This window comes from Dinoroseobacter sp. S375 (assembly GCF_049800775.1).
Classification (GTDB): Bacteria; Pseudomonadota; Alphaproteobacteria; order Rhodobacterales; family Rhodobacteraceae; genus Dinoroseobacter.
Genome location: NZ_JBNAFR010000004.1, coordinates 235384 through 249103 on the forward strand (window position 1 = coordinate 235384; position 13720 = coordinate 249103).

At 65.7% G+C, this 13720-nt stretch carries 17 protein-coding genes and 1 other RNA gene; 15 read left to right on the plus strand and 3 right to left on the minus strand.

The window, feature by feature from the left end; translation table 11 throughout:
- Positions 1 to 11: 11 nt before the first annotated feature.
- Entirely contained in the window at positions 12 to 767 is a 756-nt protein-coding gene (locus tag ACP150_RS11735; protein WP_424966820.1) for a DUF2182 domain-containing protein, read from the minus strand.
- 79 nt (positions 768 to 846) lie between these two features.
- Here ACP150_RS11735 and ACP150_RS11740 point away from each other — a divergent pair, with 79 nt between their 5' ends.
- The 14 genes from ACP150_RS11740 (at position 847) to ACP150_RS11805 (ending at position 10811) form a co-directional block, all read left to right on the plus strand.
- Positions 847 to 1575, plus strand: a complete 729-nt coding sequence (locus ACP150_RS11740; RefSeq protein ID WP_424966821.1) for a FadR/GntR family transcriptional regulator — start codon at positions 847 to 849, stop codon at positions 1573 to 1575.
- Between the two features lie 95 nt (positions 1576 to 1670).
- Positions 1671 to 2717: an extracellular solute-binding protein gene (locus ACP150_RS11745; RefSeq protein ID WP_424966822.1), complete on the plus strand. Its 1047-nt coding sequence runs from the start codon at positions 1671 to 1673 to the stop codon at positions 2715 to 2717.
- Between the two features lie 103 nt (positions 2718 to 2820).
- Positions 2821 to 3171 carry a DUF4345 family protein gene (locus ACP150_RS11750; protein WP_424966823.1) on the plus strand — a complete coding sequence of 117 codons (351 nt, stop codon included), beginning with the start codon at positions 2821 to 2823 and terminating at the stop codon, positions 3169 to 3171.
- 2 nt (positions 3172 to 3173) lie between these two features.
- Positions 3174 to 3524: a transfer-messenger RNA gene (gene ssrA, locus ACP150_RS11755) on the plus strand.
- Between the two features lie 229 nt (positions 3525 to 3753).
- Positions 3754 to 4446, plus strand: coding sequence for a VPLPA-CTERM sorting domain-containing protein (locus tag ACP150_RS11760; RefSeq protein WP_424966824.1), 693 nt, complete (start codon positions 3754 to 3756; stop codon positions 4444 to 4446).
- Between the two features lie 90 nt (positions 4447 to 4536).
- Complete coding sequence (locus tag ACP150_RS11765; protein ID WP_424966825.1) at positions 4537 to 5166, plus strand: phage tail protein; 630 nt, start codon at positions 4537 to 4539, stop codon at positions 5164 to 5166.
- Positions 5167 to 5263: 97 nt separating this feature from the next.
- On the plus strand, positions 5264 to 5926 hold the full coding sequence (locus tag ACP150_RS11770) for a DUF1194 domain-containing protein (protein WP_424966826.1): 663 nt from the start codon (positions 5264 to 5266) through the stop codon (positions 5924 to 5926).
- 24 nt (positions 5927 to 5950) lie between these two features.
- On the plus strand, positions 5951 to 6295 hold the full coding sequence (locus ACP150_RS11775; protein WP_424966827.1) for an antibiotic biosynthesis monooxygenase family protein: 345 nt from the start codon (positions 5951 to 5953) through the stop codon (positions 6293 to 6295).
- Positions 6296 to 6335: 40 nt separating this feature from the next.
- Positions 6336 to 7595: a chromate efflux transporter gene (chrA, locus tag ACP150_RS11780; protein ID WP_424966828.1), complete on the plus strand. Its 1260-nt coding sequence runs from the start codon at positions 6336 to 6338 to the stop codon at positions 7593 to 7595.
- A gap of 96 nt (positions 7596 to 7691) precedes the next feature.
- Complete coding sequence (locus tag ACP150_RS11785; protein WP_424966829.1) at positions 7692 to 8222, plus strand: SspB family protein; 531 nt, start codon at positions 7692 to 7694, stop codon at positions 8220 to 8222.
- A gap of 127 nt (positions 8223 to 8349) precedes the next feature.
- A complete protein-coding gene (gene fumC, locus ACP150_RS11790) occupies positions 8350 to 9741 on the plus strand; it encodes a class II fumarate hydratase (protein WP_424966831.1) in 1392 nt (463 codons plus the stop codon).
- A 1-nt stretch (position 9742) separates the two neighbouring features.
- A complete protein-coding gene (locus tag ACP150_RS11795; RefSeq protein WP_424966832.1) occupies positions 9743 to 10342 on the plus strand; it encodes a 2-hydroxychromene-2-carboxylate isomerase in 600 nt (199 codons plus the stop codon).
- Between the two features lie 60 nt (positions 10343 to 10402).
- On the plus strand, positions 10403 to 10582 hold the full coding sequence (locus ACP150_RS11800) for a DUF4169 family protein (RefSeq protein WP_424966833.1): 180 nt from the start codon (positions 10403 to 10405) through the stop codon (positions 10580 to 10582).
- Entirely contained in the window at positions 10575 to 10811 is a 237-nt protein-coding gene (locus tag ACP150_RS11805) for a ribbon-helix-helix domain-containing protein (RefSeq protein WP_424966834.1), read from the plus strand. The genes ACP150_RS11800 and ACP150_RS11805 overlap by 8 nt, the downstream gene beginning before the upstream one ends.
- On the opposite strand, the gene ACP150_RS11810 is transcribed toward ACP150_RS11805, so the two are convergent.
- The gene (locus ACP150_RS11810) at positions 10778 to 12178 is read right to left on the minus strand and encodes a cytochrome P450 (protein WP_424966835.1); all 1401 of its coding nucleotides are present in this window, start codon (positions 12176 to 12178) and stop codon (positions 10778 to 10780) included. The two genes, ACP150_RS11805 and ACP150_RS11810, sit on opposite strands and share 34 nt — an antisense overlap.
- A complete protein-coding gene (locus ACP150_RS11815; protein WP_424966836.1) occupies positions 12175 to 13359 on the minus strand; it encodes a hypothetical protein in 1185 nt (394 codons plus the stop codon). The genes ACP150_RS11810 and ACP150_RS11815 overlap by 4 nt, the downstream gene beginning before the upstream one ends.
- Positions 13360 to 13492: 133 nt before the next feature.
- Between ACP150_RS11815 and ACP150_RS11820 the strand changes: the two genes are divergently transcribed.
- The gene (locus ACP150_RS11820) at positions 13493 to 13720 is read left to right on the plus strand and encodes a sulfurtransferase TusA family protein (protein ID WP_424966837.1); all 228 of its coding nucleotides are present in this window, start codon (positions 13493 to 13495) and stop codon (positions 13718 to 13720) included.

Sequence of the window (13720 nt, forward strand, 5' to 3'; positions counted from 1 at the left end):
AGACCCGACGTTTATCCGACAGCCGCGAGGCCGATGACGGCCAGCCCGGCCACGATGAGTGCCGCACCCATGGGGCGGATCACGTAATCCCCGATCTGGGGCAGTTTCTCGAGCACCATGAACAGGGTCGCGAGGCCCATCCACACGAGGCTCATGGTGCCCCCGACAAAGCCCAGCGCCATCAGGCCCCAGCAGCAGACGGCACAGAAGACGCCCAGTCCCGCCCCCATGCGCAGCCCGCCGACAAAACCCGTGCGCCAATGGCCGAGGAAATACTGCATCGGCGCATGACAGACCCCGTGGCAGGTCGCCTTGAGGCGGCTGAACTGAAAGGCACCGACAACCAGCAGAAGCGCGCCCGCGGCCCAGAGCGAGTGGAACGCGCCGAGCCCGTCCACAAGCCCGACCCGCAGCGCCACCAGTTGCAGCCCCGCCAGCGCGGCGGCCATCCCGATCCAGACCGCGAAATACCCAAGCAGCACCCCGACCCAGCCGAGCCGCGTGCCATCGGCGGATTTGATCAGCGCGTCATAGGTGCCCATGGTCGGCACCATGGTGGGCAGCATCATCGCCGCCATCATGATCGCCCACATGGCAAAGAGCGTGCCGAAGCTTTCCATAGGCATCATGTTCATGCCCACCGGGCGGCCCCAGACATCGACGCCGCTCATCCGGGCCATGTCGAACATGACCCACCACGCCAGAAGGATGATGACGAACACCGTGAGCCAGGACAGGCTCCGCATGGATGCGCGCAGATATGTCATGAATCCTCCCTCTTGCAGCGAAGGATTTATCGGCGCAGACTAAATGTCAAACAATTAATGTCTGACATATGGAGCGGGCATGGACTATCAACTCGACCCGGGGCGGGATCTCGCCGTTCAGATCGCCGACGCGATCAAGGATGCGATCTTGCGCGAGGACCTTCTTGTGGATGATCGCCTGCCCTCGGAGGCAGAGCTGGCCGAGCGGTTCGAGGTCTCGCGTCCCACGGTGCGCGAGGCGCTGAAACGGCTGGCCGCCCAGAACCTGATCCGGACCCAGCGCGGGGCGACGGGCGGGGCCTTTGTGAACCGGCTGAGCTTTGCCGAGGCTGCCGCGCAGCAGGAAACGACCGCCACGCTTGTGCTGAGCATGAACGCCGTGGATTTCGAGACCGCCTGCGAGGCACGCTTTGCCCTTGAACGGGCCGTGGCCCCCCTGGCCGCGGCCCGGCGCGAAGACGCGCATCTCGCGGCCATGAGCGCCGAGGTCACGCGACAGGCGGACCCGGGATTGAGCGACACGGATTTCTGCGCCTCCGATGTGGCCTTTCACCGGGTGCTGGTGGAGGCGGCGGGCAATCCGGTGCTGAGTTACCAACTGGCGGGCGCGGTCGAAGGCATGCAGCCCCTGATGAACATGATCACCTATACCGAACGCTCGCGCGCACGGATCGCCACGCTGCACCAGCGGATCCATGACGCCATGGCGGCGCGCGATGGCGCGGGCGTCACAGCGGCCTTGTCGGATCTTGCCGACTATACCGCCGATCTCGGCAGCCAGATGCGCGCGAAACGGGCGGCGCGCTGACCACCCCGCCGCGTCCGGAACGCGGCGTATTGCACCTGCGCGGGGTTCTTTCTAACGTCGCGCCCGTAGTGTTGACCTTGGAGCTTGGGACCCTGATGACCGCAGCCTTTCGCCTGACCGCCACCACCGCGCTTGTTGCGCTCGCTGCCCCGGTCGGGGCCGCCGATGGTGATCTGATCGTCTTTGACTATGCCGGGTTCGAAGACCCCGCCTTTCACACGAGCTATACAGCTGCCCATGGGGCGAGCCCGGAATTCACCTTCTTCGGCGACGAGGAAGAAGCATTCCAGAAGATCGTCTCGGGCTTCAAACCCGATGTCAGCCATGTCTGCGCCGGCTCGGTGACCAAATGGGTCGAGAGCGGCATTCTGGAGCCCTGGGACATCTCGCGCATCCCCGCTTACGGCGATCTGAACGCGAACCTCACCGGACAGGACGTGACCGAGGGCATCAGCGATGTCTATTTCATCCCGGTCGATTTCGGCTCCACGGCCATCGCCTATAACACCGAAAAGGTGCCCGCCGAAGATGTCGCCACGCTCGAGATCTTTCGCAATCCGGCCTATAGCCAGATGCTGACCCTACCGGACAATGTGGATGACGCCTACGCGTTGGCCTATCTGGCCACGGGCACCACGAACTGGACCACCGCCACCGACGCGGAGTTCGACGCCGCCTCTGCCTGGCTGCGCGAGGTGCATCCGAACCTGCGCACCTACTGGACCGATCCCGGTGAGCTGGCGCAGCTTCTGGCCACGGGCGAGGTCGTGGCGGCCTGGGCGTGGAACGAGACCCTGCCCACCATGGCCGAAGAGGGCTTCCCCATCGGCTATCAGCAGGAGGCGACCGAGGGCTCGTCCCTGTGGCTCTGTGGCTATGTGAACCTGGCCGAGGGTCAGGGGTCCGAGGACAAGGCCTATGATTTCCTCAACGCGGTGCTCGACCCCAGTTCGACCCAACCCCTGCTCGAGGCGGGCTATGGGCATTCCAACGCCGCTGCCATGACCGAGGTCGGGGCGGATGCGCTGGCCGAGGTGGGTCTGGGCGTGGTGAATGCCCCGGTGCTGGCCCAACTGCCCATGGATATGGAGCTGCGCCAAAAGCAATCCGAAACCTTCGAGCGGATCAAGGCCGGGTTCTGATCCGGGCGCTCACGAGATTTTTCGGGAACACCGCGCCTCGGCGCGGTGTTTTCGTTTCAGTGCGCCCTAGCTGCCCCAGAGACATCAGAGAGACCCGAGCCCAATGATCGACATTCTCAACATCCTCATCGCCCTCGTGAGCATCGGCCTTGGCTGCTTCGGCTGGCTCGCCCCGAAATTCACTATGGAGACACTCGACCTGCAGCGCGGCGAGACCACCATGGGTGTCTCCGAGATCCGCGCCTCGGCAGGCGCACTCTTCGTCGGTCTGGGGGTCGGCGCGCTGATCCTTGGCAGCCCCACCGCCTATGCCATGGTGGGCTTTGCCTGGGGCGGGGCCGCCATCGGGCGCCTCACATCGCTCTTGCGGGACGAGGCCCCGACGCGCCGGACCTGGGGCTTTTTCGCGACCGAGGCGGTCGTGGCGGTCCTCGCCCTTGCGATCAACCTCTGATCCCTCTTTCAACTTCCCGCCGCTGTGCTTATGTTGAGATCTGTCCTTCGGGACTATGGACATAAACGCGCTCGTAATAAGCGGATCGGACCCGGGGGCGGTACCCGGCGGCTCCACCAACATCCCCGTCGTTTGCGGGCAGATGGGGCCGAAACAGGATCGACGAACGTCTAAAGGGGTTAGCTTTGTCTCGGCTGGGTGCCACCGTTATCGGCCTAAATTGTACAGTTGCAAACGACAACCGTGCTCCGGTGGCCGTTGCTGCGTAAGCAGTAACGACACCGAAACTTAAGCCCTTGCGCCTAGCCGCGTAAGGCGGGGTTCGCAGGCACCTGGCAACAGAAGCCTGCATTTCACCCACAAATCATAGCAGTCTTTTCGGCCCAAACGAGCCCCCCGCTCAGGGTCCTCAGTTGCGTGCGGAACCAATATCCGGACTGCGTTGATCCGCAAATCCGTCCGAGGCGTGACGCACGCGCCAGCAGATTTTCGTTCCCAAATAATTCAAAATCGTCAACAATGACCCCCTAACGGATTTTTCCTCGTTGTTTTTTCAACTTATCCAGTTTGGGAGCGCTCTCAATGCGACGCAGATTCATTTTACGATTGGTCACGGCGCTCGCTGTGACCACCAGCCCGGCGCTGGCCGCGACCACATCGATACAATTCGGAGATGACGACTGCTTCGGGCTCGGCGGCGCCTGCCCAGGCGTACAGACCGCCCCGACAGTGCTGCCGCAGGACAACAGCACCGCCTTGGATCCGCTGAATACGGATGTTTTTGGCGAAATCGGGACAGCTTCGTTCTCGGCGGTCATCGATCTAACCGGAACCACGGTCACCAGTGCGACATTCACTGCAAAGGTCTGGGGGCTCGATCTGAAGGCAGACAGCCCGGCAAATGGCGGCCTGTTCGGCGATGCGTTCGAAGGGGCCCGGTTCCAGGTCAATGGTACGGATGTCGGCACGTATTTCTCTGCAGCTACCCCGGATGGGAACGGGCCGAACCGGATCGAGACGGTGATGTTCGACGTGGCCACCGACCTGATTCTGGACGGAACGAACACCCTGACCATTATACCGGAACAGGATTTTCTTCAGTTCGCCGCGCCGGGATTCTCTGGACAAGATGCTTACGCCATCGACTTCGTGAGCCTGACATTCGAGACCGAAGCAACAGCTCCGCCCCCGCCGCCGGTTCCCCTGCCGGCCGGACTGCCGCTCTTGCTGGGCGCGCTCGGACTGCTTGGGTATGCCAGGCACAGAAAGACCTGATCCGGCCCCGCCGAAACCCTAACTCGCCCCATTACCAACCCGCCTGTCGCACAGCGCGACAGGCATTTCAAAACCTGTTCGGGAGAAACCATGTCCACTTCTAAATCACTCAAAGCCTCGCTGCTTGCAGTACTCACCGCAGCCCTGATCGGCCCCATGCCCGCGAGCAAGGCCAATGCCGGCGCGGAACCGTTCATCGGAGAGATCATGCTCGTGGGTTACAACTTCTGCCCCCGTGGATGGACCGAAGCCGACGGAAAGTTGCTCGAGGTCTCGCGATTCTCCGCGCTGTTCGCGCTCTATGGCACGATCTATGGCGGCGATGGCCGCACCACCTTTGGACTGCCGGATCTGCGGGGCCGCGTGCCGGTGTCCCTTGGCCAAAGCCCTGGCCTGAGCTACCGTGCCCTGGGTCAGAAAATCGGAATCGAAACCAACACCTTGACCACAGACAATATGCCGGCTCACAACCATGGGGTCGCCGTCGCCATTCAAGGCAACGCGGCTCCGGGCTCGTCGCCGTCTCCTGCGGGCGGGGTGCCGGCCCTGTCCACGAACGCCCCCATCTATAGCACGGCGCCGAACACGCTGATGAACAGTGACATGGCGAGTGTGACCGAGACCACCGTGGGCAGCGGGACAGCCGTGAACAACATGCAGCCGACACTTGTGCTGCGCTACTGCGTGGCGCTGCAGGGTATTTTTCCGTCCCGCAACTGATTGCGGCCGCGCGTCGCGCAACGGGACCCACGTTGCCCGGCGCAGCCCGGATCACTGCATGATTGCACGTTGCCCGCGCGGCGTGCAGTCTGGGGCCATGATCGCTTTTCTGCGCCCACTTGCCTTCGCCTCGATCCTGCTTGCCGTCGCCCTTCCGGTGCGCGCCTGTCAGACCGCGCTGCTGCTGGCCATCGACGTCTCGCAATCCATCGATGCCGCCGAATACCGGTTCCAGACCGAGGGGCTGGCCGACGCTCTTGGCGATGCCGAGATTGCCGACGCGCTGGTTCAGGGGCAGATGGCGCTGGCGGTCATGCAATGGTCGGGCCGCGGTGCCCAGCAGATCTCGATCCCGTGGACCCGGATGCAGACCAAGTCGGATCTCGAACGGTTCGCCCAACAGGCCCGGATGATGCCCCGCGCTTATATCATGTCGAACACCGCCGTGGGCGAGGCGCTCAGCACCGCCATGGCCCAATTCGCGCAGGTGCCCGATTGCGCGCGCAAGGTGATCGATGTCTCTGGCGACGGGCCGGACAATGCGGGCACGGATCCGCGCGGCGCCCGTCGCGCCGCCGAGCGCGCCGGCATCGAGATCAACGGGCTGGCCATCGAATCCCTCGGCCTGTCGATCACCACCTATTTCAAGCGCTCGGTCATCACCCGGGGCGGTTTCGTGATGACCGCGCGGGGCTATCGCGACTATGCCCGAACCCTGCGCGAGAAGATCCGCCGCGAGACCGCGCAGATCATGTTCTAGGCCCGCCACCTTACAGGAGCTCCGATGATCGCAGTGATTTTTGAGGTCTATCCCGCCGAAGGGAAGACCGACGCCTATCTTGCCATGGCCGCCGAGATGCGCCCGCTCGTCGAGGAGATCGACGGCTTTCTTTCGGTCGAACGGTTCGAGAGCCTGACCACGCCGGGCAAGCTCCTGTCCGTGTCGTTCTTTCGGGATGAAGAGGCGCTGGCCGATTGGCGCCGCCTGACCAAGCACCGGCAGGCCCAGAAGGCCGGGCGCGAGACCATGTTCAGCGATTACCGCCTGCGCGTGGCCCATGTGCTGCGCGATTACGGGATGACCGAGCGGGACGAGGCCCCGGATGACAGTGTCGCGCTCCATGGCTGACCCTCATGCGCCCGTGACCCTGCGGCGCTAGATCCGGCCCATGGCCCCTGCCCCCTCTCTCGCCGAGCTGACCCGCGTCTTCGGACGGATCGGTTTTCTGTCCTTTGGCGGACCCGCCGCCCAGATCGCCCTGATGCAGGAGGAGCTGGTCGAGGCCCGCCCCTGGCTGACCCAGCCGCAATTCCTCAACGCGCTGTCCTTTTGCATGCTTTTGCCGGGGCCCGAGGCGATGCAGCTTGCGACCTATGCGGGCTGGCGGCTGCGCGGCACGGCGGGCGGGCTGATCGCGGGCGCGCTTTTCGTGCTGCCCGGGGCCTGCGTGATCCTGGCGCTGGCCTTTGCCTATGCCCTGCTCGGCACCGTGCCCTTGGTACAGGCGGTGTTTCTCGGCGTGCAGGCAGCAGTGGTGGTGATCGTGCTCAAGGCGCTGCTCGGTCTGGCCCGACGCACCCTGACCGCGCCGGATCGCTGGGCGCTGGCCGGGCTGAGCTTTGCCGCGATCTTCGTTCTTGGCCTGCCCTTTCCGCTGATCATTGCGCTGGCGGCGGGCTATGGCGCGCTGCGGATCCGCGTCACGCCGCTGGAGCCGCCCGACCCTGCCGCCCGTCCACCGCGCCCGGCCTGGGGACGGATCGCCCTGTGGCTGACCGCATGGCTGGCGCCGATCGCCCTGCTCTGGGCCATGGGGGCGAGCTTTCTCACCCAGATCGCGCTCTTTTTTGCCAAGTTGGCGGTTGTGACCTTTGGTGGGGCTTATGCGGTGCTCGCCTATATGACCCAGGAGGTCGTCGCCGAGCGCGGCTGGCTCGACCCGGCCCAGATGATCGACGCGCTGGGGCTGGCCGAGACCACGCCCGGACCGCTGATCCTCGTGACCCAATTCGTGGGCTTTCTCGCCGGGTTCCTGCAAGGCGGGCCTGGCCTTGCATTGGCGGCGGCTCTGGTCACGCTTTGGGTGACCTTCGTGCCCTGCTTCCTGTGGATCTTCACCTTCGCACCTTACGTGGACTGGATCGCCACGCGGCCCCGTCTGACCGGCGCGCTGCAGGGGATCACCGCGGCGGTGGTCGGGGTGATCCTGAACCTGGCACTGTGGTTCGCGCTCCATGTGCTTTTTGCCGAGCTTTACCAAGTGCCCCTGCCCGGTCTGGCGCTGATCCTGCCCGAGCTTGGCAGTGTCGACGGGCGCGCGGTGGCCCTGACGCTGGTTGCGGCCTATCTCTCGCTGCGGCTGCGCCTTTCCCTGCCCTGGGTGCTCGGCTATTGCGCGGTTCTCGCCGGGGGGCTCGCGCTGATCTGAGCCGGGCTTCGCAGAAACACCCTTTTTCCAGAGCGGACCTTTCCATTGTCTGCGACTCAACTTACCCTGACCCCGCAGATGATGAGGAGCCCATGGATGGCTGACCGCCTGGACTATGGAAACATGATGCACCGCGCCATGCGGTCCCTGATACAGGACGTCCTGCGCGAAGTCGCGGATGGCGGATTGCCGGGGGATCACCACTTCTTCATCACCTTCGACACCCAGCATCCGGAGGTCGAGCTGTCGGATTGGCTGCGCGAGCGCTATCCCGATGAGATGACCATCGTGCTGCAGCACTGGTTCGACGGGCTCGAAGTGCGCGACGCCGATTTCTCGGTGATCCTGAATTTCGGCGACCAGCCCGAAGCGCTGACCGTGCCGCTGGACGCGATCCGCACTTTCGTGGACCCCTCGGTCGAGTTCGGCCTGCGGTTTGAGAACCACGAGGACAGCGATGACGAGGCCGAGGAGGACACCACTGAGGACGGCCCCCACGAGGTCCGCACCCTCGTCCCCGCCGCCGAAAGCCGGAGCACCCCGCCCAGCGACGCCTCCGAAGACGCCGAAAAGCCTGCCAAGACCGGCGAGGCCGAGATCGTCAGCCTCGATTCCTTCCGCAAGTAACGGGCCGCTACCCGGCCCGGCGTGATCCCTGCGCCAATTGGCCCTGACCTGTTTGCGCAATCACCGATTGCCCCGCAAGCATGCGCCCGGTAAACGGCATGCGAACGTATACGGAAGGGAGCGCCCCATGACCGAGACCCGCACCGAAACCGATAGCTTTGGCCCGCTTGAGGTCCCCTCAGACAAGTATTGGGGCGCGCAGACGCAGCGCTCGATCATGAACTTCCCGATTGGCTGGGAAAAGCAGCCCATCGCGATTGTGCGCGCGCTTGGCGTGATCAAGAAGGCCTGCGCCCAGGCCAACCACGCCAATGGCAAGCTCGGCGATGATATTGCCCCGGCGATCATCCAGGCGGCGGGCGAAGTGGTCGAGGGCAAGTTCGACGACAACTTCCCGCTGGTGGTCTGGCAGACCGGCTCCGGCACCCAGTCGAACATGAATTCCAACGAGGTGATCGCCAACCGCGCGATCGAGATCCTCGGCGGGGTGATCGGATCCAAGGAGCCGGTGCACCCGAACGACCACTGCAACATGGGCCAGTCGTCCAACGACACCTTCCCCACGGCCATGCATATCGCCACCGCGATGACCGCCCGGGACGTCACCCTGCCCGGCCTGAAAAAGCTGCACGCCGCGCTGGAAGCGAAAGTCGCCGAGTTCGACGGCATCATCAAGATCGGCCGCACCCACACCATGGACGCCACGCCCCTGACGCTCGCGCAGGAATTCTCGGGCTACAGCCATCAGGTCGCCATGGGCATCGCCCGGGTCGAGGGCGCGCTTGGCCGGATCTATGAACTGGCGCAAGGCGGCACCGCCGTGGGCACCGGGCTCAACACGCCCAAGGGCTGGGGCGAACAGGTCGCGGCGAACATGGCCGAGATCACCGGCCTGCCCTTCGTCACCGCCCCGAACAAGTTCGAAGCGCTCGCCGCCCATGACGCCATGGTCGAGATGTCCGGCGCGCTGAAGACCGTGGCGGGAAGCCTCTTCAAGATCGCCAATGATATCCGCCTGCTGGGCTCCGGCCCGCGCTGCGGTCTGGGTGAGCTGATGCTGCCGGAAAACGAGCCCGGCTCGTCGATCATGCCGGGCAAGGTCAACCCGACCCAATGCGAAGCCATGACCCAGGTCTGCGCCCATGTGATCGGGAACGACGCCGCCGTCGGGTTCGCCGGCACGCAGGGGCATTTCGAGCTGAACGTCTACAAGCCGATGATGGCCTATAACGTGCTGCAATCCATGCAGCTCATTGGCGATGCCTGCGTGGCCTTCACCGACAATTGTGTCGTGGGCATTCAGGCCAACACCGACCGGATCGAGAAGCTGATGCGCGAGAGCCTGATGCTGGTCACCGCCCTCGCACCGACCATCGGCTATGACAACGCGACGACCGTGGCCAAGACCGCCCATAAGAACGGCACGACCCTCAAGGAAGAGGCGATCAAGCTGGGCTTCGTGGACGAAGAGACCTTCGAAAAGGTCGTTCGTCCCGAGCAGATGATCGGCCCCAAGTAAGATGGCGGGCAAGCTGACCTTCTGGTTCGAGCTTGCCTCCACCTATTCCTACCTCTCGGCCATGCGGGTCGACGCCATGGCCGAGGCGGCGGGCGTGCAGGTAATCTGGCGCCCGGTCCCCCTCGGCCCGATCTTTGGCAGCCAGGGCTGGGACACGTCTCCATTCACCATCTACCCGGCCAAGGGGCGCTATATGTGGCGCGATATGGAGCGGCTCTGCACCGCGCGCGGCCTGCCCTTTGCCAAGCCCGACCCGTTCCCGCAAAACTCGATCCACGCCGCGCGCGTGGCGCTGGCCGCGCTTGAGACGCCGCAGGGCCGCGCGTTTTGCAAGGCGCTCTACACCGCGCAATTCGCCGGTGGGGCGAATATCGCCGAGCGCGCGACCCTCGAGGCGGCGCTGCGCGGTGTCGGCTTGCCGGTGGACATGGTCGAGGCCGCCGCCGATCCCGCCCGCAAGGCCGAGCTCAAGGCCTGCAGCGACGCGGCAGCAGAGCTCGGGCTTTTCGGGGCGCCGAGCTTCACCGTCGGCGATGAGCTTTACTGGGGCGATGACCGGCTCGCCGAAGCGCTGGACTTTGCCGCCGCGCAGCCCGCGTAAAGGCCGCGGAACCCGCGATCCGCGCTTGCTTCGCTGCAGCGCAGAGCGCATCCTGTCACCATGGCCCAGATCACGAATCTCCGCACGCATCGCAAGCAGAAAGCCCGCGACGACAAGCGCAGCGCGAGCGCGCAAACCGCCGCTGTTCACGGGGAAACCAAGGCGGATCGCCTGTTGCGCCTGACCCGGGACGCGCAGGAAAAACGCCATCTGGATCAACACTATACCGAGGATGAGTAAGCGGCCCGTCAAACGCTCGCTGACTCTGCGCGGGCATCGCACCAGCGTCTCGCTCGAAGATGAGTTCTGGGCGGGCTTCCGCGAGATGGCCGCGGCACGCGGTCTGCCGATCAACGCCCTGGCCGCCGAGATCGACACGGCGCGCGGCACGGACATGGGGCTCGCCTCGGCCATCCGCCTCGCCGTGCTGCGCCACTACCGGGACGGGTCCGGCCCCGCGCCCGGCTGAGCCGCGCGGTCCTCCACCCGCAGCCAGATCCCATGGCGCGCCCGCACGGTCAGATGCGCCTCGGGCACCGGCACATGGGCCGGGTCGGCGGTGAAGGCAAACCGCTTGACCAGCGCCGCGAGGAGCAGCGTCCCCTCCGCCATCGCGAACCCCGCCCCCGGGCAGACGCGCGGCCCGGCGGAAAAGGGCATATAGGCCTGACGCTGGCTCTCACGCGTTTCGTCCCGCTGCCAACGGTCGGGGTCGAACCCATCCGGATCCGACCAGAGCCGCGTATGCCGATGCAGATGCCAGGGGCTGAGCACGACCTGCGCCCCCTTTCGGATCGCCCGGTCCCGCCAGCGCCGCGATTTTTGCGCCTCGCGCACCATCATCGGCACCGGCGGATAGAGCCGCAGCGCCTCGCGATAGACATCCCGCGTCAGGCGCAGCCGCGACAGATCCGCGAAGGCCATGGTGCAAGGGTCGAGATCGGCCAGCTCGGCGCGCACCCGGTCCTGCACCTCCGGCGCGGCGGCCAACAGATAGAGCGCCCAGGCCAGCGCACTGGCGCTCGTCTCATGGCCCGCCAGAAAGAAGATCGCGACCTGATCGACCATCTCGTCGGTGGAAAAGCGCGCGCCGGTTTCCGGGTCCGGCGTGGTCATGATCTTGGTCGCCAGATCCCGGGAGGCCCGCCCGGCGGCGATCTCGGCCGCGCGGGCCTCCGTCAGCTCGGTGATCAGGCGGCGCAGGTGGCGCGCGGTGTCTTGCGTGGCGCGCTGGTGCCCCCGGGGCAGCCAGCGCGGCAGGGGCAGGAACGCCCCGAGATTGAGGATCGGCTGGCTGCGTTGATGGGCGCGAAAGGCGGCAAAGACCTGCCCCGCGATCTCGTCCTCGATCGGCACGGAGAAGAGCGTCCGAAAGATCACGTCGGCGGCGGCATGGGCGCAGACCTCCTCGATCTCGACCAGATCGGCGGCGGCACGGGGGGCGAGCCGCGCGAGCGCGGTCCCGGCGGCGGCTTGCATATCGGCAAAGCTGTCCTTGACCCGCCCGCGCTCGAAGGCCGGATCGATGATCCGGCGTTGCCGCGCCCAGTCCGCGCCGTTGGTCAGAAACACGCTGTCGCCCAGAAGGGGGCGCAGCCCCTCGCCGATCCGATCCGATTTCGGGAAGTCTTCCGGGCGGTCCGACAGGACCTCGCGCAGGATCTCGGGGTCATTGACGAGGTAGGAGCGGAAAAAGGGTGTGCGAAACTCCGCCATCCACGCCCGGTAGAGCCGCGCGGGCTGCGCCGAGAGGATGTCGCGGCGAAAGAGTTGCAGGTGGCGCCGGAGCGAGACCTTCTCAGCCCGTGCGGCCGGTTTCGGGGCCTGCAGGGTCACGGGCGCGGCGCCACGTTGCGGCGCAATACGCTGGGCGAGGACGCCCGGTCCGCGAAGCGGTCGCGCAGGCTCAGCGGACCTGCTGTGATGCGAAAATAGTCATAGTCTCCGGGCCGGTCGAAAGCGCAGAGATACTGGAAATGCAGCTGAAAGAAGCGCCAGCGCAGCCGGGCCCAGGTCTCGGGCGCGAGGGTTTGGGTGAAGCGGGCCGAGATGACCACGGGCGCGCGTTGATCCGCCCCCGCCACACCGCTCACGGCCACGGGATCGCAGAGCGCAAAGGCGCAGCCATCCCCCGGCGCGGTCACATCCAGCCAGAAGATCCGGTCCTGCGCGCCCATTTCGGCCAGATCCGCGCGCAGTTGATTAGCGCGCGGCAGGGCCGAGACCATGGGCACCACCTGCCCCAGGGTCAGCAATCCGAGGGGCACCGTCACCGCCACCCGGTTCTGCCGGTTCAACTCCGCCAGCACGCTGATCGCCAGATACGCGCCGGAGGAATGCCCCACGACGAGCACCTCATCCGCCCCCTCCTCTGCTGCGGCCGCAATGGTCTCGGCGAACTCGGTCAAACGGGCGGCAAGCGGTGCCGGATATGCCCCGCCATCGCGTGCGGAATAGGCATAGTCGCGCATCAGGTAATGGGCATAGAGCCAGCGATCCGCCCGGTAGCCCCCCTGCAGCACCGCAAGCCCCAGAACGAGCCCGCTCAGCCCGCCGAATACACCGCCAATCGCCCCCCAGAGGGCGAAGCCCAGCCCCAGAGCCACAGCGAGCTGCCCAAGCAAGGCCACCACCGGGTAGAGCGCCGCGATCACAGGCCCCTTGCGCAATCGCGCCAGTCGCCAGAGCGCACCGGAGCCGAGATAGATCCAGGCCGTGCGGAGAAGTGCAAGATATGACGCGGTCACACCGCCCTGCATCGAGGCCTGCACCAGATCGGACCAGACAAGCACAGTGACCGTGCTGTGAACCTCGGCGCCGCCTTCGGCAAACTGCACGGTCCAGCCCGTGCCGCCCGGTTGCCCCTGCAGGCTGAGTTCATAGCCGCTGATCCTGGCTTGTGCGGCCCCTTCGCGACGATAGAGCTCGCGGTAGCGCCGGGGCGGAAACGGGTCATAGCCCGGCAGGTAGAACACCTTGCGCCGTCGCACCGGGGGGCCGGGGTTTGGGTCCGTCATGCTCTGCCTGTTCCGCGTCTGTCCTGAGACTAGCCGCCGGACTATCCTTTGAACAGGTAAACGGCAGATTAACACATAGCCGCGGCACAGCTTTTCGCGTGCGGTTCCCGGCGGGCTTGGCTAGAACAGGGCCATGAGCAATCCAATTGAACTCGACGCCCGGGGGCTGCTATGCCCCCTCCCCGTGCTCAAGGTCCGCAAGCGGCTGAAATCCCTGCCCAGCGGGACGGAGCTGCATCTTTTGGCGGATGATCCGGCGGCCATCGTGGATGTGCCCCATTACTGCGCCGAGAGCGGGCATGCCCTGCTCCGCCAGAGCGATGAGGGCGACGCGCAGCTCTACGTGATCCGGAAGTCCTGA

Excerpts from the sequence above, each read along its gene's own strand:
- ACP150_RS11735 (WP_424966820.1), bottom strand. The coding sequence starts at position 767 with ATGACATATCTGCGCGCATCCATGCGGAGCCTGTCCTGGCTCACGGTG.
- ACP150_RS11740 (WP_424966821.1), top strand. The coding sequence starts at position 847 with ATGGACTATCAACTCGACCCGGGGCGGGATCTCGCCGTTCAGATCGCC.
- ACP150_RS11745 (WP_424966822.1), top strand. The coding sequence starts at position 1,671 with ATGACCGCAGCCTTTCGCCTGACCGCCACCACCGCGCTTGTTGCGCTC.
- ACP150_RS11750 (WP_424966823.1), top strand. The coding sequence starts at position 2,821 with ATGATCGACATTCTCAACATCCTCATCGCCCTCGTGAGCATCGGCCTT.
- ACP150_RS11760 (WP_424966824.1), top strand. The coding sequence starts at position 3,754 with ATGCGACGCAGATTCATTTTACGATTGGTCACGGCGCTCGCTGTGACC.
- ACP150_RS11765 (WP_424966825.1), top strand. The coding sequence starts at position 4,537 with ATGTCCACTTCTAAATCACTCAAAGCCTCGCTGCTTGCAGTACTCACC.
- ACP150_RS11770 (WP_424966826.1), top strand. The coding sequence starts at position 5,264 with ATGATCGCTTTTCTGCGCCCACTTGCCTTCGCCTCGATCCTGCTTGCC.
- ACP150_RS11775 (WP_424966827.1), top strand. The coding sequence starts at position 5,951 with ATGATCGCAGTGATTTTTGAGGTCTATCCCGCCGAAGGGAAGACCGAC.
- chrA (WP_424966828.1), top strand. The coding sequence starts at position 6,336 with ATGGCCCCTGCCCCCTCTCTCGCCGAGCTGACCCGCGTCTTCGGACGG.
- ACP150_RS11785 (WP_424966829.1), top strand. The coding sequence starts at position 7,692 with ATGGCTGACCGCCTGGACTATGGAAACATGATGCACCGCGCCATGCGG.
- fumC (WP_424966831.1), top strand. The coding sequence starts at position 8,350 with ATGACCGAGACCCGCACCGAAACCGATAGCTTTGGCCCGCTTGAGGTC.
- ACP150_RS11795 (WP_424966832.1), top strand. The coding sequence starts at position 9,743 with ATGGCGGGCAAGCTGACCTTCTGGTTCGAGCTTGCCTCCACCTATTCC.
- ACP150_RS11800 (WP_424966833.1), top strand. The coding sequence starts at position 10,403 with ATGGCCCAGATCACGAATCTCCGCACGCATCGCAAGCAGAAAGCCCGC.
- ACP150_RS11805 (WP_424966834.1), top strand. The coding sequence starts at position 10,575 with ATGAGTAAGCGGCCCGTCAAACGCTCGCTGACTCTGCGCGGGCATCGC.
- ACP150_RS11815 (WP_424966836.1), bottom strand. The coding sequence starts at position 13,359 with ATGACGGACCCAAACCCCGGCCCCCCGGTGCGACGGCGCAAGGTGTTC.
- ACP150_RS11820 (WP_424966837.1), top strand. The coding sequence starts at position 13,493 with ATGAGCAATCCAATTGAACTCGACGCCCGGGGGCTGCTATGCCCCCTC.